Below are 18,037 nucleotides of genomic sequence, written 5' to 3'. Positions count from 1 at the left end.
GGTCCCACATGACCCATACCGTTGAAAAGATCGGCGGGACGTCCATGTCCCGCCTCGATGAACTGGTGGATTCGCTGTTCCGGCGGGACGAGCCCTATGGCCGCGTCTTCGTGGTCTCGGCCTTCGGCGGGATCACCAACCTGCTGCTCGAACACAAGAAGACCGGCAAGCCCGGCGTCTATGCGGAATTCGCCAACGCCGACAACAACCGCGGCTGGCAGGATGCGCTCGATACCGTCGCCGACGCGATGATCGAGGCGCATGAAGCGGTGCTCGACCACGGCGCCGACCGCGACATGGCGCGCGAGTTCGTGCGCGAACGGATCGAGGGCGCGCGCAACTGCCTGATCGACCTGCAGCGCCTGTGTTCCTACGGGCACTTCCGCCTGTCAGAGCACATGCTGCAGATCCGCGAACTGCTCTCCGGCCTCGGCGAGGCGCATTCCGCCTTCGTCACCACGCTGCTGCTGCAGCGTCACGGGCTGAACGCGCGGCTGGTGGACCTGTCCGGCTGGCGCGACAAGGACGAGGTGTCGCTCGACGCGCGCATCACCAGCGCCATGAGCGGCGTCGATCCCGAGACCGAGCTGCCCATCGTCACCGGCTATGCGCAATGCGTCGAGGGGCTGATGCGCGAGTTCGACCGCGGCTATTCCGAAGTGACGTTTTCCAAGATGGCCGCCCTCACCGGCGCGCGGGAGGCGATCATCCACAAGGAATTCCACCTGTCCTCGGCCGATCCCAACCATGTCGGGCAGGAAAACGTGCGCAAGCTCGGGCACACCAACTACGACGTGGCCGACCAGCTCTCGAACATGGGGATGGAGGCGATCCACCCCAAGGCCGCCAAGACGCTGCGTCAGGCCGATGTGCCGCTGCGGGTGACCAACGCCTTCGAGCCGCACGATCCGGGCACACTGATCGACGACAAGCCCGCCGAGGTCCCGGCGGTCGAGATCGTCACCGGGCTCGACATCCTCGCGCTGGAGCTGTTCGAACAGGACATGCTGGGCGTGAAGGGGTACGATTCCGCGATCCTCGACGTGCTGACGCGGCATGACGTGCGCATCGTCTCCAAGCAGTCGAACGCGAACACGATCACGCATTACCTCGACACCTCGCTCAAGATCATGCGGCGGGTCGAAAAGGATCTGCAGAAGCTCTATCCCTCGGCGCGGATCTCGACCCGGACGCTGGCGATGGCGTCGGTCATCGGGCGCGATCTCTCGGGGCTGTCGGTGCTCACGCGCGGCCATGCGGCGATTGCCGAGGCCGGGATGGCGACGCTGGGCGCGACCCAGGGGCTGCGCAACGTGGATGTGCAGTTCATCCTCGAACGCGACGACCTGAAGCCGGTGATCAAGGTGCTGCACGATGCCTTCATCTCGGCCCCGGCGGCCGAAGCCTCCGCCGAGTTGCAGAAGGTCGCCTGAGGCGACGACCGGCAGACGGATGCAAGCGGCCGCGCGGGGAACATCCCGCGCGGCCGCTTCTTTCGTGCGTTCGGCGGCGGGTCGGGAGCGGGCGGTGCGCGATCAGGCGGTGAGCCGGGCGTAGACCAGCACCCATGCCGACAGCAGCACCAGTGACACGATCATGTAGAGCCCGTTCCAGCGCAGCCCGACGTGGCGGGCCGAGACATTGCCGAACGATCCGATCAGCAGAGTCGTGGCGGTGAAGGGCGAGGAGGCGCCGCTCAGCGCCCAGCCCGCCGTGATCGCCCCGACGATGGCCGAGGGCGTCACGCCGAGCGCCGAGGCGGGCGGGATCAGCGGCGCGATGAGCGAGATGGCAAGGATCGGGTTCATTCCGATCTGGCCCGCCGCCGGGATCAGCCAGACGAAGCTGACCAGCACCAGCCAGGTCGGCAGGGTTTCGGGGTGAAAGCCCGAGGATTGCATGACCGGCACCAGCAGCGGCGCCCCGACCGTGCCGATGTAGCCCGCCATCATCAGCAGGATGACCTCGCTCCGGTAGCCGGGCAGTTCGCGAAAGGCGAAATCGGCGAGGCGGGCGGCAAGCGGCTCTCCGCCCTGCCGGGCCTGCCGCGCGGTCCAGGCCACCGCCATCGCCGGCACGACCACCAGAACGATGCCGACGATCCGGAAGCCGGTGAGCAGTTCCAGCACGGTGATGCCGAGGCCGAGCACCAGCAGCAGCACCAGGAGCGGAAGCATCAGCGCCCAGGTGCCCTCGGGCGTCCTGCGCGGCGGGGCGGGGTGGGACAGGCGCGGCTTGAACAGCGTGTCCAGCGCCCAGCCGGTGCCCGCCAGCAGCACCGAGGTGCCGAGCCCCGGGATCAGCACGGTGCCCCAGCTCGTGCCGGGCACGACGCTGGTGGTGATTGCCACGGCAAAGGACAGTGGCGACCACGGAAGGGTCGAGACAAAGGCCCGCTGGATCGCGAGCAGCATCCGCCGGGTGCGGTGGTTGCGGATCTCGACATCGGGTTCCTCGCGGGCCGAGGCGGTGGCCAGCGCGCCGAGCAGGGCGATGGAGCCGTAGTTCAGCACCAGCGCGAACATCTGTCCCCCGGCGGTCAGCGCGAGGTAGCGCCGCCCCGGCGGCTGCTGCGCCAGGAACCGTCCCGCCGCGCGCATGCTGCCGTCGCGCTCGGCGGCGCTGCGCAGGGTGGCGAGGGCGCAGTAGAAGGCGGCAATGAAGGACGCGGTGCGCAGGCCGTTGATGGCGTGGGTCCGCCAGTCGTCGACCAGCAGGATCAGCGCGACCGTCAGCAGCACCGCCACCGCGACGAAGGCAAGCCGCCCCGGCGCGACGCGCAGCGCCATGAGGAGGGTGAGCGCGGTCATCAGCACCGGCAGCAGGGGGCCGAAATTCCCGACCAGGTGCCATTCCCCGAGGATGACCATGAGCGCCACAAGGACCAGGAGCCCGCCGATCAGGCGGTCGGACAGCGTGGTGTTCATGGTTGCGGTGATCCCCGTTCGCTCTTCCGGCACGGGGACTTGACCACCATTCCGCCGCGGCTGCAATGCCTGCCGCCCCCGGCGCGGCCGGGCGGGCGCCGTCACGAAAGCTTCAGGAATCCGTCACGATTCCGACTCCCCCGTGTCACCCGCCCGTGATGCTGCACCCTCATAGAGCCTCCAAACCGCATTCGGGGGAAAGATGCTTGTCGTAGACCACCTGACCAGGCGCTTCGGCGCCAATATCGCCGTGGACAACGCGAGCTTTGCCGTCGAGCGGCCGATGATGATCGGCATCATCGGGGCCTCGGGGGCGGGCAAGTCGACGCTGCTGCGGATGATGAACCGCCTCACCGATGCCTCCGAGGGCGAGATCCGCTTCGAGGGGCGCAATGTGCTGGCCCTGCGGGGCAACGACAAGCGCATGTGGCAGAGCGACTGCGCGATGATCTTCCAGCAGTTCAACCTGGTGCCGCGCATGGATGTAGTGTCGAACGTGCTGCACGGCACGCTGGCGCGGCGCTCGACCCTGGCCAGCATGTTCAACCTCTACCCGCGCGAGGACATCCACCGCGCCATCGACATCCTCGCCCGGCTCGGCATTGCCGAACACGCGGCGAAACGGGCCGAGGCGCTGTCGGGCGGACAGCAGCAGCGCGTCGCCATCGCCCGCGCCCTGATGCAGGACCCGAAGGTGATCCTTGCCGACGAACCCATTGCCAGCCTCGACCCGATGAACGCCCAGATCGTGATGGAGGCGCTGCGCCGCATCCATGACGAGGACGGCCGCATGGTCATCGCCAACCTGCACACGCTCGACACCGCGCGGCGCTATTGCGACCGGGTGATCGGCATGCGCGCCGGGCGCATCGTCTTCGACGGCACGCCCGCGCAACTCACCACCGGCGTCGCCCGCGACATCTACGGCGCGGGGGCGGAATTTTCCGAAAGCGCCACCTCCACCGAACTCCGCGATCCCGTGGCGCTGACGGAAATCCGTCAGGCCGAGGTCTCGGTCTGAGCAGCTTCCGGCCCGGGGGACGGGCCTAATGACCACAGAGAGGGAAGACACCATGAAACATCTGATCGCAGCCGCGCTCGCCACCACCGCGCTTGTCGGTGCCGCACAGGCGCAGGAGATCACCGAGTTCAACATCGGCATCCTCGGCGGCGAAAACGCCCAGGACCGCCTGAACAATCACGAATGCCTCAAGGGCTATGCCGAAGAGGCGCTGGGCGTTCCGGTCAAGCTGTTTGCCCCGGCCGACTACAACGGCGTGATCCAGGGCCTGCTGGGCGGCACGCTGGACATGGCGTGGCTGGGTGCCTCGGGCTATGCCGCCACCTATCTCTCGGACCCCGAAGCGGTCGAGCCGGTTCTGGTCAAGGTCAACATGGACGGCTCCATCGGCTACTATTCCATCGGCTTTGCCCGCAAGGACAGCGGCATCACCTCGCTCGACGACATGGCGGGCAAGTCCTTCGGCTTCGGCGATCCGAACTCCACCTCGGGCTACCTGATCCCCTCCATCGAGATCCCCCAGTACAAGGACGGGATCACCATGGAGAGCGGCGCCTATTTCGGTGAGGTCAAGTTCACCGGCGGCCACGAGCAGACCATCGTCGCGGTCAACAACGGCGACGTCGACGCCGGCGTGACCTGGGCCGACGGCCAGGGCGCATGGGAAGACGGCTACAACTCGGGCGCGCTGCGCAAGGCGGTGGATGCCGGCCTCGTCGACATGAACGAGCTGACCGAGATCTGGCGCTCCAAGGAAATCCCCGAAGGCCCCGTGGTCGTGCGCAAGTCGCTGCCGCAGGACGTCAAGGACAAGATGACCGCGCTGGTCGACGGCATGTACGAAGCCGACCCCGAGTGCACCTACAACATCTCCGCCGGTGAATCGCTGGGCTTCCGGCCGATCGGCCACGACAACTACCTGTCGATCATCGCCGCGCGCCAGTCGCAGTCGAACTGACCGGACTCTCCCGAAGGCCCCGCGCGACGCGCGGGGCCTTTGCACGTGCCGCGCGGCCGCAACCGAAAGCCCGAGATGACCCCGACAGACACCCCCTTCGACACCCGCGAACACTACATGGCGCTGATGGCGCGCAAGCGTCTCTACGGCAGCCTGACGCTGGGCATCTTCGTGGCGCTCATGGTCGCGGGCTTCATGCTGGCGGACGACCGCAACGCCGGCGGGTTCTGGTCCGGCCTGCCGCATGTCTTCGATTTCCCGGCCGACGTGCTGCGCGACACCGCGCCCAAGCTCGCGCTGCTTCCCGGCCACCTCGTGACCTATCTGCCGGCCCTGATCGAGACCATCAACATCGCCGCCGTGTCGACCCTGACCGGCGCCGGGCTGGCGATGGTGCTGTCGCTGCTCTCGACGCGCGGACTGGCGCGCTGGCCGCGCCTGATCCCGGTGTTCCGCCGGCTCATGGACATCCTGCGCGCGGTGCCGGAAATCGTCATCGCGCTGGTGCTGATCTTCGTTCTCGGCGGCGGGCCGGTGCCCGCGATGATCGCCATCGCCTTTCACACCGCCGGTGCGCTGGGCAAGCTGTTCTCGGAGGTCAACGAGAACGCCGACCTCAAGCCGGTCGAGGGCCTCGCCTCGGTCGGGGCGGGCTGGCTGCAGCGCATGTGGTTCGGCATCGTGCCGCAGGTCTCGCCCAACTATTTCAGCTACGCGCTGCTGCGCTTCGAGATCAACATCCGCGCCTCCGCCATCCTCGGCTTCGTCGGGGCGGGGGGCATCGGCTACGAGCTCAAGAACGCCATGTCCTGGGGGCAGGGCAAGTTCGACGAGGCGGCGGCGATCTTCCTGCTGCTGTTCCTCGCCATCGTGATCTTCGACCAGCTCTCCTCCCATGTCCGCAACGCGATGATCGCAGAGAAGAAGGCCCGCTGATGGAACCTCTCGTCCTTCAGGCCCGCGCCGACCGGCTGTTCGCCCACAAGCGCCTCCTGTCCTTCGGTCTGCCCGCCGTGGTGCTGGCCTACCTGGTCTACATCTTCTTCGCCTTCGACATCCCCGGCCTTGCCGACCGCGTGCGCATCGACAACGCCCACGCGCTGGTCCGCGACACCTGGAGCTACAAGACCCACGTCACCCGAGACAACCGCTCCGGCGCGCTGTCCGTCGCCATCGAGGGCGAGCGCAAGGGCGCCTATCCCGACGGCCGCCCGCCCGAATGGGTCGCGGTGGACGGGGCGCGGACGGTGATCGACCTCGGCGACGGCTACCGGGTCACCTTCCTGCCGGAGAACGCGGTCCGCTTCGACATTCCCGGCTTCCGGACGGTCGAGGCGCGGATCGACGGGCGCGCGGTGGTCTCGGACCTTTCGGGCGAGCTGCCGGACTGGATCTCGGCCTCGGGCACGCGGCTGCAGATCACCACGGATCACGGCCGCCTCGCGCTGACCCGCACCAAGACCGAGGTCTTCCGCTACTTTCCCGGCTGGGAACTGTTCTTCTTCACGCTCGACAGCCCCTATCACGGCCACGGCGCGGGCGAGATCCTGTTCGGAGACCGCATCGACCCGGCGCGGTCGAACCTCTCCGGGGCCTGGCACGATTTCTGGCAGAACGCCATGTGGCGCCACGCCGACGTGGCCTGGGCACTGTTCGAAACGATCCTGATGGCCTTCCTCGGCACCTTCGGCGCGGCGATCATCGCGCTGCCGCTGGCGTTCCTGTCGGCCCGGAACTTCGCGCCGCTGATGGCGCTGCGCTTTGCCACCCGGCGGGTGTTCGATTTCCTGCGCGGCGTCGACGGGCTGATCTGGACCATCGTGCTGTCTCGCGCCTTCGGACCGGGGCCGATGACCGGGGCGCTGGCGATGCTGCTGACCGACACGGGCACCTTCGGCAAGCTGTTCTCCGAGGCGCTGGAGAACGTCGACGCCAAGCAGACCGAGGGCGTCGCCTCGACCGGGGCGAAGCCGCTGCAGCGCTACCGCTTCGGGGTGATCCCGCAGATCACGCCGGTGCTGATCTCGCAGATCCTCTACTACTTGGAATCCAACACCCGTTCGGCCACCATCATCGGCGCGATCACCGGGGGCGGCATCGGCCTGCTGCTGACGCAGGCGATGATCACCCAGAAGGATTGGGAAGAAGTGAGCTACTACATCGTTCTGATCGTGCTGATGGTCATGGCCATGGACAGCCTGTCGGGCTGGCTGCGGCGCAGGCTGATCCGGGGCGCATGATGGCGCGGCTGGGCCTGGAGCCCTTCTTTCACCCCGATTGCGAGACGGTCGCCTGCAGCTTCGGGCGCTTCGTCGAGATCGGGCGCGGCTCGCGGCTCGCGCATGTGGAGATGGGCGATTATTCCTATTGCGACCGCTATGCCGACATCGCCAACGCAACCGTGGGCAAGTTCGCCAATATCGCCAGCTTCACCCGGATCGGGCCGACGGATCACCCGATGCAGCAGGCGTCGCTGCACCATTTCCTCTATCGCTCGGACGATTACTGGGACGATGCGGAGCGGGACGAGGCCTTTTTCGACCGGCGCCGAGCGCGCCGGGCGGTGATCGGCCATGACACCTGGATCGGTCACGGCGCGGTCGTGCGCCCGGAGGTCACCGTGGGCCACGGCGCGGTGATCGCCTCTTCGGCGGTGGTGACGCGGGATGTGGCCCCCTACGAGATCGTCACCGGCATTCCGGCCCGGCCCATGCGGATGCGCTTTCCGCCGGAGGTGGTGGCGCGGCTGCTCGACCTCGCGTGGTGGGACTGGGATCACGAGACGCTGCGCGACAGGCTGCCGGATTTCCGGCACATGCCGATCGAGGCCTTTCTCGACCGATATTCCTGAACCCGCCGTCTGCGGCGGTGGCTCAGGCCTCGCGCCGCGCCGCGGACCGCGCGAACAGTTGCCCCGGCGCCGGGGCGGGGGCGGCAACGGCCGCGATCTCCATCAGGTGCCAGGCCAGCACCTGATTGCTCGACAGCACCGGCAGGCCCAGCCGCGCTTCCAGCGCCGGGATGATGTCGAGCGTGCGCAGGTTGGTGCAGGACAGGAACAGCGCGTCCACCTCCTCCGTGCGCAACAGCGACTCGGCGGCGGTCATGATCGAGGCGCCGTCGATCCGGGCGACCCGCGCCTCTTCGGCCACCTCGAAACTGCCGAAGACCGGCGTGGCGATCCCCTGCGCGGCCAGCACCTGCTGCAACCGTCGCGACACCGTCTCGACATAGGGCGACAGCAGCGCCAGCCGTGTCACCCCGAGCGCCCGGCAGGCCGCCACCAGCGCCGATACCGGCTCGGTCACGGCGCGGGTCCGGCAGCCCGCGCGGATCTGCCGCGCGACCTCGGCCGCGCCGATCTGCGCGGTGCCCGAGGTGCAGCCGTAGCCGACCGCAGCAAAGCGCGCCGCGCGCGGGAACAGCGCGGCGGCGCCGGAAAGATGCGCCTCCATCGCGGCGAGGGTTTCCGGCGTCACCTCGTCCCCCGACGGCACGCGGGTCGCGAACAGCTCGACCCCGGTCGGGATCAGGCGGCGGAAATCCAGCTCCAGCGTCTCGTCCGATTGCAGCACGACCAGCCCGATCTGAACCGGCGGCGCGGCGGTCAGGCTGTGGGGAAAGGGACGGGTCATGTCAGCACCTCCAGCGCGGTGGCGGGCGGCGACAGCCAGTCGGCGCCGCCGTCGCGGATCACGATGTCCTCCTCGTGGACGAGGATGCGACCTGAGGACAGCGAGATCCCCGGTTCGAGGGTCAGCACCATGCCGGGGCGCAGCTCCGTCGCATCGGCGGGAATGAGCGAGGGCGGCTCGGTCAGCTGCATCCCCAGCCCGTGGCCCAACCGCCCCGCGTCCGATCCCCCGGCGCCCCCGGTGCAGATGCGGTCCATGACGTGAAACAGCTCGGCCGCCGTGGCGCCGGGCCGGGCGGCATCGAAGGCGGCACGGGTCGCGTCGAGCAGGCGATCATGGGCCTGCGCGACCTCGGGCGCGGGCGCACCGATCGAGAAATTCCGGTCGAAATCGCAGAAATATCCGTCGAGGACGAGCCCGGTGTCGAGCATCAGCACATCGCCCCGCGCCAGCGGGCGGTCGGTGGCGGGGGAAATGACGTCGCCGTAGCCGCCGGGCGCGGCACCCCCGGCAAGGTAGGGCACCCAGTCCGCCCCCTCGTCGAGGCAGAGCATCTGGAACCGCCGGAAGACCTCGGACAGGGGCACGCCGGGGCGGGCGATCTCCCTCACCCGGGCAAAGGCGCGGCCCGCGACGGCGCAGGCGGCGGCGATCCTGGCGATTTCCGCCGGGCTCTTGACCATGCGCAACTGCCGCAGGATGCCCGCGTCGCCGGCAAAGCGGCGGTCCGGCAGGCGGTCCTTCAGCGCGGCCCAGGACGACAGCGGCATCCGCAGGTGGGTCTCGGCCCCGTCGGGAACGCCGATGGTTCCGCTGGCGGGCACCCGCTCTGCCAGGGCGGCGGCCAGCAGCGACACGCCGTCATCGGCGTAATCCGGCGACCGCCAGCAGCGGATGTCGGACAGCCGGCTCTGCCGCATGAGCGCCGCGCCGATGCTCGGGATGACGGCGACCGGATCGCCCCGGGCCGGCACCACGAGGAACCAGGGCCGGGTCGGGCTTTCCCAGAAGCGGGTCAGGAAGCCGGTGAAATAGCGCACCTCGGGTTCGGTGGTGAGCAGCAGCGCGTCGATCCCGGCGGCACGCATCCGCTCCTGCGCCAGCGCGGTGCGGGCGCGGAATTCGTCGTCGGAAAACCCGCGCGCGGGGAGGGCGGCATCCTTGGCCATGCGGTCGAGAGCATCACGCCCCGCGACCGGCCGTCAATCCCGCTTGCGACATGTCGCGCGCGCATTGCGCCGCCGCGCCCCCGGATGCGGCATGTCGGGCAGCCCGGCGCGCCGGGGCGGAGTCATTCCGCCGCGAGGCGCACCGTCTGCATGGCGCCGACGAGGCGCGATCCGGCCTCCCCGGCGAGATAGGTCAGGCGGCCGCCGCTCACCGTTGCCTCGACCTCGCGGGTGGTTTCGTTGACCACCACCAGGTCGGCGCGCATCCCGCGTGCCAGCGTGCCGCGGTCGCCCAGCCCCATGATCTCGGCGGGGTTGGTCGAGATCATCGCCCAGGCCTCGGGGAGGGTGCACAGCCCGCGGTCGACCAGCACCCAGGCCGCTTGCGCGAGGCAGGGATAATGGTAGTCCGAAACCAGCGCGTCGCAGAGCCCGTTGGCGACCAGCGTCAGGGCCGAGACATTGCCCGCCTGCGACCGGCCCCGCACCACGTTGGGCGCGCCCATCAGAACCGGGTCGCCGCAGGCGCGGGCGACCTTGGCCGCCCCCGCCGTGGTGGGAAATTCAGCGATCCGCGCCCCGAGGATCCGGTAGTATTCGCGGGTCTCCGCATCGGGGTCGTCATGGCTGCCGTAGCGCACATCCATCGCGTCGAAGGCTTCGGCCATGGCGCAGAGATGGCGCGGCACGTCCCGCGCCCGGTCCCTGGCCGCCTGCAGCGCCGCCGTATAAACCTCGAGCGCCAGCCCCTGCCGCTCGGCGAACTGCGCGATGCGGGCGGGCGCGGTTTCGGTCATCGCCAGCGTCTCGGGCAGGTGGTTGTTGAAGATGACATAGTCGATCCCGTGCCGCAGGACCGCCGCGATCAGCCGGGCGCGGGTTTCCGGCATGTGCGTCTCGCAGCGGATCTGCAGCCGCAGGTCGGTCAGCGCGCGCGGGCGGTAGCCGTCGAGCGCGGCCATCACCTGCTCGGCATAGTCGGGCCCGCGCATCCCGCCTTCCCAGCTCCAGCACTGGGCGAGCCAGGCGGTCGTGACCCCGTGCGAGGCCGCCTCGCGATCGGTGGAGCGCAGCCCCGACAGGATCGGAAACGGCGCCGAGGGGCGCGGCGCGATGTGGCGTTCGAAGGCGTCGCCGTGCAGGTCGATGATCCCCGGCAGGATCAGGTAGCCGGCCAGGTCGACCTCGGGCAGGGGGCCCTTGGTGATGCGGCCGTCCTCGATCACCAGCGAGCGCTTCTGCATCTCGCCGTCGCGGAGGATCGTTGCGCCGACAAAGCGCAGGGGAGGGAGCATCATGGTCATTTTCAAAGCCTGCCCGGAGTTTTCCACAGCTCTAGCGGGTGTCTGTGTCACCCGCATGACGTTGTGTCACTTCGCTCTCGGCCGCGACGGTCAGCGCGACGCGATCCCCGGCGAACCAGGTGACGCCGTATTCCAGAGGCACGCCCTCCGGGTCGATGTTGACCCCGACCGACCGCAGCAGCGGCGCGCCCTCGCGCAGGTTGAGGTGCAGCGCCTGGGTGGCGGTCGCGGCCTCGGCGGTCAGGCGCGTGTGGGCGCGCGTGTAGTCGTGAACCCCGTTGCGGCGCAGCGCCTCGGTGACGGAGGAGACCTCCTCGAGCGTCGCGGCAAGGGCGGGAAGGCGGTCGGCGGGAAAGGCCGAGACGAAATGCGCGATGGGCGCGCCCCCGGCCAGCGACAGCCCCTCGTAGACCACCAGCGGCGTCCCCGGCGCCAGGGCCAGCGCCTCGGCCTCGGTGGCGTCGGCGGGTCGGGTCTCGATCCGCAGCACGCGCTTTTCCGGCAGCCGACCGGAGGCCCGCACATTGCGGTGAAAGCGCACCCGCCCGCCGATGGGGTAGTCCATCGGGGCGGCGGTGACGAAGACACCCGCGCCGCGGCGGCTGTGCACCAGCGCGCGTTCGCCAAGGTCCTGCAGCGCGCGCCGGACGGTGTGCCGGTTGACGCCGAATCGCGCGGAAAGCTGCGCCTCGGTCGGCAGCTTGTCCCCGGCGGAATAGTGCCCGCGGGCGATTTCGCCTTCGATCGTGGCGGCAATGGCCTGCCAGACCGGGGTCCTGCGGGCGGGAGGGGGGCTTGTTGTCATGGAAAGTTCACGCATCCGGCACTTGTGATCCAGCCCGGTTTGGGGCTATGATTTGTCTAGTTGTATAGTGTCCTAGACAAATTCGCAAGGTTGTCCAGATGAACGCCACGAAGACCGCCACGAAGATCGACACCGCGGAGCGGCAGGCCTGGATGGGCCTCCTGGCCCGCGCCCCCGCGCCCCGCCTCGCGGGGTTGATGCGCGCCGTCGCGCGGCCCGGGTTCACCTGGCTGCGCCGTCCCGAGGTCGGCGGGGTGATGGTGCGCGGGCGCACCGGGGGCACCGGCGCGCCCTTCAATCTCGGCGAGATGACCGTGACCCGCTGTGCGCTTCGGCTCGACACCGGCGAGGTCGGCCACGCCCATGTGCAGGGGCGCGACAAGACCCATGCCGAAGCGGCGGCGCTGGTCGATGCTATGATGACCGGGCCGGACGCGTCGGCGGTGCGGGCGGCGGTGCTCGACCCGCTGGCCGGGGCCGAGCAGGCGGCACGGCTGGCCCGCGCGGCGCGCGCGGAGGCGACCAAGGTCGCGTTTTTCACCATGGTACGGGGAGAGGACTGATGCCCGACGGATTGACAGGCGGCTTTGCCGACGCGCCGGTGATGGCGGCGCGCGCCTTCCGCGCGGCGCTGGATGCGATGGCCCGCCCGGGGCGCCTGCACCGGGTCGAGGGCGCCGAAGCGCCCGCGCCGGTCTCGGTCGCGGCGGCGGTGCTGCTGCTGACCCTCTGCGACCGCGAGACGCCGCTCTACCTCGCCCCCGGCCATGACGGCCCGGAGGTGCGGGACTGGGTGGCCTTCCACACCGGGGCGCCGCTGGCGGGCCGGGAGGAGGCGGTCTTTGCCCTCGGCCGCTGGGAGGCGCTGGCCCCCTTCGAGGGCTATCGCATCGGAACGCCCGACTACCCCGACCGCTCGGTCACGCTGATCGCGGAACTGGACAGCCTTTCCGAGGAGGGCGCCCGCCTCACCGGGCCGGGCATCCGCACCGAGGCGCGGCTGTCGCTGCCCCGGAGCGTCGAATTCCGCCGCAACCGCGCATTGTTCCCGCTGGGCCGCGACATGATCTTCACCTGCGGCGATACGCTCGCGGCGCTGCCCCGCACCACCATCGTGGAGGACCTCTGATGTACGTTGCAGTCAAGGGCGGCGAACGGGCGATCGACGCGGCGCACGACTGGCTGGCCGAGGAACGCCGCGGCGATCCCGCGGTGCCGGAGCTGTCGGTCGCGCAGATCCGCGAGCAGATGACGCTGGCGGTGAACCGGGTGATGGCCGAAGGCTCGCTCCACGATCCCGACCTCGCGGCGCTGGCGATCAAGCAGGCGCGCGGCGACCTGATCGAGGCGATCTTTCTCATCCGCGCCTATCGCACCACGCTGCCGCGCTTGGGCGCGTCGCTGCCGGTCGACACCGGGGCGATGCGCTGCGATCGCCGCATCAGCGCGACCTTCAAGGACGCGCCGGGCGGGCAGGTGCTGGGGCCGACCTTCGACTACACCCACCGGCTGCTGGATTTCAAACTCGCCGCCGAGGGCGGGCTGCCAAGGGCGCGGACCGCCGACCCCGACGCGGCGCCGAAGCCGCGTATCACGGAATTTCTGAACCGTGACGGGCTGATACAGGGCGAAGTTCGCACCGAGGATGAGCCCGCCGACATGACCCGGCAGCCGATGGAATACCCCGCCGACCGGGCGCTGCGCCTGCAGGCGTTGACCCGGGGCGACGAGGGCTTCGTGCTCGGCATGGCCTATTCCACCCAGCGCGGCTACGGGCGCAACCATCCCTTCGTGGGCGAGCTGCGCATCGGCGCGGTGGAGGTCGAGATGGAAATCCCCGAGCTGGGCTTTTCCGTCTGCATCGGCGAGCTGACCCTCACCGAATGCGAGACGATCAACCAGTTTGCCGGGTCCAGGACGGAACCTCCCCAGTTCACGCGGGGCTACGGGCTGGTCTTCGGGCAGACCGAACGCAAGGCGATCTCCATGGCGCTGGTCGACCGGGCGCTGCGCTGGGAGGAACTGGGCGAAGAGAACATCGGCGCCCCGGCGCAGGACGAGGAATTCGTGCTGGCGCATTCGGACAACATCCAGGGGACGGGGTTCCTCGAACACATAAAACTCCCGCATTACGTGGACTTCCAGTCCGAACTTGAACTTGTGCGCAAGATGCGGGCCGAGGCCCTCACGCGCCCGGCCATGAAGGAGGCGGCGGAATGACGACGGTTTACCAGGGGGTGAGGATCCCGCCGCTGTCCGGCGGGCAAGGCTGGTACTGCGCGCTGGTCGAGGCGATCCGGATGCCGGGCGAGGAGTCGCCCTTTTTCGAGGAGGAAGACCGCGACAGCGCCCTCGCGGTGCTGTGGATCTGCCTCTCGGCGGCCTCGCCCGCCGAGGCGGAGGTCCAGCTTTCCGAACACCTCGCCGAATGCGGTGCCTTTGCCGGCAATATCGAGCACGTGACCCGCATCGCCTCGGCCGCCGACCTGCCGGTGGATTCCGACGGTGCGCCGGATGCGGCGCTGCTGGAGGCGTTCCGCGATCCCGACCTCGGCGACGAGATCGTCTGGGGCGAGGTCTATCTCTTCACGGAGGACGGGCGGTGAGCGACCAGTACAATTTTGCCTATCTCGACGAGCAGACCAAGCGGATGATCCGCCGCGCGCTGCTCAAGGCGCTGGCGATCCCCGGCTACCAGGTGCCCTTTGCCAGCCGCGAGATGCCGATGCCCTACGGCTGGGGCACCGGCGGCGTGCAGGTGACGGCGGCCTGCCTGACCCCGGAGGACCGGCTCAAGGTCATCGACCAGGGCGCGGACGACACCACCAACGCGGTGTCGATCCGCAAGTTCTTTCAGCGGACGGCGGGGGTGGAGACGACCGAGCGCACCCGCGAGGCCAGCCTCATCCAGACCCGCCACCGCATCCCCGAAGAGCCGCTGACCGAGGACCAGATCCTTGTCTACCAGGTGCCGATCCCGGAGCCGCTGCGGTTTCTGGAACCGCGCGAGACCGAGACGCGGAAGATGCATGCGCTGGAGGATTACGGGCTGATGCATGTGAAGCTCTACGAAGACATCGCCCACAACGGTGCGATCTCGACCGCCTATGCCTATCCGGTCAAGGTCGAGGGGCGGTATGTCATGGACCCGAGCCCGATCCCGAAGTTCGACAATCCCAAGCTTGAGAGCGCCGCGATCCAGCTGTTCGGCGCAGGGCGGGAGCAGCGGATCTACGCGATCCCGCCGCATACGAAGGTCGTCAGCCTCGATTTCGAGGACCACCCCTTCGAGGCCAGCAAGGCGGCGCACGATTGCGACCTCTGCGGCTGCGGGACCAGCTATCTCGACGAGGTCATCACGGACGATGCGGGCGGGCGGATGTTCGTCTGCTCGGACACCGATTTCTGCGCCGGGCGCCGGGCCGACGGTCACCGCGGCGCGCTGGCAGGGGAGGAACTGGCATGACACCGCTGTTGTCCGTGCGCAACCTGACGAAGACCTACGGCGCTCGACTTGGCTGCGGCGGGGTCGGCTTCGATCTTCATCCCGGCGAGGTCATGGGAATCGTGGGCGAGAGCGGGTCGGGCAAGTCGACGCTGCTCTCCTGCCTCGCGGGGCACCTGGTGCCGGACGCGGGCGAGGTGATCTTCGACACCCGGGCCGAAGGACCGCGCGACGTGCTGTCGATGTCCGAGCCGGAGCGGCGGATGCTCGGGCGCACCGACTGGGCCTTCGTCCACCAGAACCCGCGGGACGGGCTGCGGATGGGCGTCTCTGCGGGCGGCAACGTCGGCGAGCGGCTGATGGCGGTCGGTGCGCGCCACTACGGGCAGATCCGGGAGCAGGCGGTGGACTGGCTGGGCCGGGTCGAGATCGCGGCCGATCGCGTGGACGACCGGCCGCGCGCGTTTTCCGGGGGGATGCAGCAGCGGCTGCAGATCGCCCGCAACCTCGTCACCGGGCCGCGGTTGGTGTTCATGGACGAACCCACCGGGGGGCTGGATGTTTCGGTTCAGGCGCGCTTGCTCGACCTGTTGCGGGGGCTGGTGCGCGAGATGGGGTTGTCGGCTGTGATCGTGACGCACGATCTGGCCGTGGTGCGGCTGCTGGCGGACCGGCTGATGGTGATGAAATCGGGCCGGGTCGTGGAAACCGGCCTCACCGATCAGGTGCTGGACGATCCGCAGCACGGCTACACGCAGTTGCTGGTTTCCAGCGTGCTGCAGGTCTGACACGCCGGACCGGGGGCTGTCTGCCCCCGGACCCCCGAGGATATTTTTGAACCAGAGAAGGACAGGGCGGATGGATGCGATGATCCGGGTGGCGGATGTTTCCAAGAGTTTCGTTCTGCACAACCAGGGCGGGGCGGTGATCCCGGTGATGGGCGGGGCGTCGCTGAGCGTGGCGCCGGGGGAATGCGTGGCGCTGACCGGCAATTCGGGGGCGGGGAAATCCACGCTCATGCGGATGATCTACGGCAACTACCTGGTGAACGGCGGGTCGATCGTCGTGGGGGGAACCGACGTGGCGCGGGCGGCGCCGCGCGAGGTGCTGGCGCTGCGCCGCGAGGTGCTGGGCCATGTCAGCCAGTTCCTGCGGGTCGTGCCCCGGGTGCCGACGCTGGAGGTGGTGGCCGAGCCGGTGCTGGCGGCGGGCGGAACGCGGGAGGCGGGGCTGGCGCGGGCGCGCGCCCTGCTGGCGCGGCTCAACATTCCCGAGGCGCTCTGGTCGCTGTCGCCCACGACCTTTTCCGGCGGCGAGCAGCAGCGCGTCAACATCGCGCGCGGCTTCGCCCATGATTTCCCGGCCTTGCTGCTGGACGAGCCGACGGCGAGCCTCGATGCGGCCAACCGGGAGGTGGTGCTGGCGCTGATCGGCGAGGCCAAGGCGCGCGGCGCGGCGATCGTCGGGATCTTTCACGACGTCGGCGCGCGGGAGCGGGTCTGCGACCGGGAGGTGGATGTCTCGGCCTTCGTGCCGGAGCGGGCGGCGTGACCGGGGGGCTCTTCGCCATCGTCGGCCCCTCGGGTGCCGGCAAGGACACGCTGATGGCGGCGGCGGCGGCGCATCTGCCGGAGCTGTCCCTCGTGCGCCGGGTCATCACCCGGCCCGAGGCGGCGGGTGGCGAGGATTTCGAAGGGGTCGACGCGGCGGAGTTCGAACGGCGCGCGGCGGCCGGGGCCTTCGTGCTGCACTGGCGGGCGCACGGGCTGCGCTACGGCATTCCGGCATCGGTCCGCGAGGTGATCGCGGCGGGGCGGCCCGCGCTGTTCAATGCATCGCGCGCCATGCTGGGCGAGGCGGTCGCGATGTTTCCGGCGCTGCGCATCCTGTACGTGACCGCGCGCCCGGAGATCCTCGCGCAGCGTCTGAGGGCGCGCGGCCGGGAGAGCGCGGAGGAGATCGCCCTGCGGCTGGAGCGCGCGGCGCTGCCGTTGCCGCAGGGCCTGACGGTCTGCGAGATCGACAATTCCGGGCCGCTGGAGGAGGCCGTCGCGCGCCTCGTGACGCTGCTTCAGCCGGTGAGGGCGTAGCGGTGGAGCAGGTGGAAGCGCCCGTCCTCCGCCTCTCCGAAGAGGCAGAGAGCGTCGATGCGGAAGGGAACCGGCAGCAGCGGTGCCAGCACCGGGCGGAGCGCGTCGATGGTCGCCCCGGCCGCCTCGGGGGAAAGTTTGCCCGACAGGGTGAGGTGGAAGCGGAAATCCTCCATCACGTAGGGATAGCCCCAGCGGGTGAGGTGTTCCTCCTGCCGGGGGGTGAGGCGCGCCTTGCGGCGGCGGGCGAGGTCCGCCTCGGTCAGCGGCGCGCGGTGCGGATCGAGATCGCGCACGCAGGCGGCGGCGAGGGCGGCCAGCGGCGCCGTGTCGCCCGTGGGGGTCAGGGCGAGGAAGGTGCCGATGCGGCCCGGTTCCAGGCCGGGCATCTCTGCCGGGGCGGTGCGGGCGGCGAGCGCGGCGAGGTCGGCTTCCAGCGCGGCACGGGACCCGGAGAGACGGAACGGCGGCTTCAGCGTGCCGTGGAAGCCGTATTTGCGCGGGGTGGCGGTGATCGCCTCCACCGGGATCGGCAGGCCGGGCAGGTCGGGATGCGCCACGGGTGCCGCGGCGACCGGGTCCCAGCCGAGCCAGGCGGCGGCGAAATCGGCGAGCGGTCCGGGTTCCGGGGCGTAGTACACGGCGAAACGGGAATATTCGGTCATGGCGGTCGGCATACGGCG

20 protein-coding genes are annotated in these 18,037 nt (G+C 69.7%); 14 read left to right on the top strand and 6 right to left on the bottom strand.

Going from position 1 to position 18,037, the window contains the following annotated elements; translation table 11 throughout:
- The first annotated feature begins 8 nt into the window (after positions 1 to 8).
- Entirely contained in the window at positions 9 to 1,433 is a 1,425-nt protein-coding gene (locus tag ACN0RJ_RS17800) for an aspartate kinase (protein WP_417725084.1), read from the top strand.
- A 102-nt stretch (positions 1,434 to 1,535) separates the two neighbouring features.
- On the opposite strand, the gene ACN0RJ_RS17795 is transcribed toward ACN0RJ_RS17800, so the two are convergent.
- On the bottom strand, positions 1,536 to 2,927 hold the full coding sequence (locus tag ACN0RJ_RS17795; RefSeq protein WP_417725083.1) for a hypothetical protein: 1,392 nt from the start codon (positions 2,925 to 2,927) through the stop codon (positions 1,536 to 1,538).
- 202 nt (positions 2,928 to 3,129) lie between these two features.
- On the opposite strand from ACN0RJ_RS17795, the gene phnC reads away from it, so the two are divergent.
- From phnC to ACN0RJ_RS17770, 5 genes are all read left to right on the top strand, one after another.
- Positions 3,130 to 3,948: a phosphonate ABC transporter ATP-binding protein gene (phnC, locus tag ACN0RJ_RS17790; protein ID WP_417725082.1), complete on the top strand. Its 819-nt coding sequence runs from the start codon at positions 3,130 to 3,132 to the stop codon at positions 3,946 to 3,948.
- A 52-nt stretch (positions 3,949 to 4,000) separates the two neighbouring features.
- Positions 4,001 to 4,906: a phosphonate ABC transporter substrate-binding protein gene (gene phnD / locus ACN0RJ_RS17785; protein WP_417721438.1), complete on the top strand. Its 906-nt coding sequence runs from the start codon at positions 4,001 to 4,003 to the stop codon at positions 4,904 to 4,906.
- A gap of 75 nt (positions 4,907 to 4,981) precedes the next feature.
- Positions 4,982 to 5,842, top strand: coding sequence for a phosphonate ABC transporter, permease protein PhnE (gene phnE / locus ACN0RJ_RS17780; protein WP_417721439.1), 861 nt, complete (start codon positions 4,982 to 4,984; stop codon positions 5,840 to 5,842).
- On the top strand, positions 5,842 to 7,146 hold the full coding sequence (gene phnE / locus ACN0RJ_RS17775; RefSeq protein WP_417721440.1) for a phosphonate ABC transporter, permease protein PhnE: 1,305 nt from the start codon (positions 5,842 to 5,844) through the stop codon (positions 7,144 to 7,146). The genes phnE (ACN0RJ_RS17780) and phnE (ACN0RJ_RS17775) overlap by 1 nt, the downstream gene beginning before the upstream one ends.
- Entirely contained in the window at positions 7,146 to 7,757 is a 612-nt protein-coding gene (locus ACN0RJ_RS17770) for a chloramphenicol acetyltransferase (RefSeq protein ID WP_417725081.1), read from the top strand. Before phnE (ACN0RJ_RS17775) ends, ACN0RJ_RS17770 begins: the two co-directional genes overlap by 1 nt.
- 22 nt (positions 7,758 to 7,779) lie before the next feature.
- Here ACN0RJ_RS17770 and ACN0RJ_RS17765 read toward each other — a convergent pair whose 3' ends face one another.
- The 4 genes from ACN0RJ_RS17765 to phnF all read right to left on the bottom strand — a co-directional run bounded on the left by ACN0RJ_RS17765 (position 7,780) and on the right by phnF (position 11,819).
- Positions 7,780 to 8,541, bottom strand: coding sequence for an Asp/Glu racemase (locus ACN0RJ_RS17765; RefSeq protein WP_417725080.1), 762 nt, complete (start codon positions 8,539 to 8,541; stop codon positions 7,780 to 7,782).
- Positions 8,538 to 9,710: a M24 family metallopeptidase gene (locus tag ACN0RJ_RS17760; protein WP_417725079.1), complete on the bottom strand. Its 1,173-nt coding sequence runs from the start codon at positions 9,708 to 9,710 to the stop codon at positions 8,538 to 8,540. Before ACN0RJ_RS17760 ends, ACN0RJ_RS17765 begins: the two co-directional genes overlap by 4 nt.
- 122 nt (positions 9,711 to 9,832) lie before the next feature.
- Entirely contained in the window at positions 9,833 to 11,014 is a 1,182-nt protein-coding gene (locus ACN0RJ_RS17755) for an alpha-D-ribose 1-methylphosphonate 5-triphosphate diphosphatase (RefSeq protein WP_417725078.1), read from the bottom strand.
- A gap of 31 nt (positions 11,015 to 11,045) precedes the next feature.
- The gene (gene phnF, locus ACN0RJ_RS17750; RefSeq protein ID WP_417725077.1) at positions 11,046 to 11,819 is read right to left on the bottom strand and encodes a phosphonate metabolism transcriptional regulator PhnF; all 774 of its coding nucleotides are present in this window, start codon (positions 11,817 to 11,819) and stop codon (positions 11,046 to 11,048) included.
- Between the two features lie 98 nt (positions 11,820 to 11,917).
- Here phnF and phnG point away from each other — a divergent pair, with 98 nt between their 5' ends.
- The 8 genes from phnG to phnN all read left to right on the top strand — a co-directional run bounded on the left by phnG (position 11,918) and on the right by phnN (position 17,354).
- Complete coding sequence (phnG, locus tag ACN0RJ_RS17745; protein WP_417725076.1) at positions 11,918 to 12,382, top strand: phosphonate C-P lyase system protein PhnG; 465 nt, start codon at positions 11,918 to 11,920, stop codon at positions 12,380 to 12,382.
- Entirely contained in the window at positions 12,382 to 12,948 is a 567-nt protein-coding gene (gene phnH / locus ACN0RJ_RS17740; protein WP_417725075.1) for a phosphonate C-P lyase system protein PhnH, read from the top strand. The genes phnG and phnH overlap by 1 nt, the downstream gene beginning before the upstream one ends.
- Positions 12,948 to 14,039 (top strand): carbon-phosphorus lyase complex subunit PhnI, encoded by a 1,092-nt coding sequence (locus tag ACN0RJ_RS17735; protein WP_417725074.1) that lies wholly within the window; start codon positions 12,948 to 12,950, stop codon positions 14,037 to 14,039. Before phnH ends, ACN0RJ_RS17735 begins: the two co-directional genes overlap by 1 nt.
- Positions 14,036 to 14,425 carry a hypothetical protein gene (locus ACN0RJ_RS17730; protein WP_417721448.1) on the top strand — a complete coding sequence of 130 codons (390 nt, stop codon included), beginning with the start codon at positions 14,036 to 14,038 and terminating at the stop codon, positions 14,423 to 14,425. The genes ACN0RJ_RS17735 and ACN0RJ_RS17730 overlap by 4 nt, the downstream gene beginning before the upstream one ends.
- Positions 14,422 to 15,285, top strand: a complete 864-nt coding sequence (locus ACN0RJ_RS17725) for an alpha-D-ribose 1-methylphosphonate 5-phosphate C-P-lyase PhnJ (protein WP_417725073.1) — start codon at positions 14,422 to 14,424, stop codon at positions 15,283 to 15,285. The genes ACN0RJ_RS17730 and ACN0RJ_RS17725 overlap by 4 nt, the downstream gene beginning before the upstream one ends.
- Positions 15,282 to 16,052, top strand: coding sequence for a phosphonate C-P lyase system protein PhnK (gene phnK, locus ACN0RJ_RS17720; protein WP_417721450.1), 771 nt, complete (start codon positions 15,282 to 15,284; stop codon positions 16,050 to 16,052). Before ACN0RJ_RS17725 ends, phnK begins: the two co-directional genes overlap by 4 nt.
- A gap of 79 nt (positions 16,053 to 16,131) precedes the next feature.
- On the top strand, positions 16,132 to 16,815 hold the full coding sequence (gene phnL / locus ACN0RJ_RS17715) for a phosphonate C-P lyase system protein PhnL (protein WP_417721517.1): 684 nt from the start codon (positions 16,132 to 16,134) through the stop codon (positions 16,813 to 16,815).
- Positions 16,812 to 17,354, top strand: coding sequence for a phosphonate metabolism protein/1,5-bisphosphokinase (PRPP-forming) PhnN (gene phnN, locus ACN0RJ_RS17710; RefSeq protein ID WP_417725072.1), 543 nt, complete (start codon positions 16,812 to 16,814; stop codon positions 17,352 to 17,354). Before phnL ends, phnN begins: the two co-directional genes overlap by 4 nt.
- On the opposite strand, the gene ACN0RJ_RS17705 is transcribed toward phnN, so the two are convergent.
- Complete coding sequence (locus tag ACN0RJ_RS17705; RefSeq protein WP_417725071.1) at positions 17,336 to 18,019, bottom strand: DUF1045 domain-containing protein; 684 nt, start codon at positions 18,017 to 18,019, stop codon at positions 17,336 to 17,338. The two genes, phnN and ACN0RJ_RS17705, sit on opposite strands and share 19 nt — an antisense overlap.
- Positions 18,020 to 18,037: the final 18 nt, after the last annotated feature.

The sequence above is a fragment of the Salipiger sp. genome, assembly GCF_048261495.1.
In the GTDB taxonomy this organism is placed as follows: domain Bacteria; phylum Pseudomonadota; class Alphaproteobacteria; order Rhodobacterales; family Rhodobacteraceae; genus Salipiger.
This window is presented reverse-complemented; position numbering and strand designations above follow the sequence as displayed.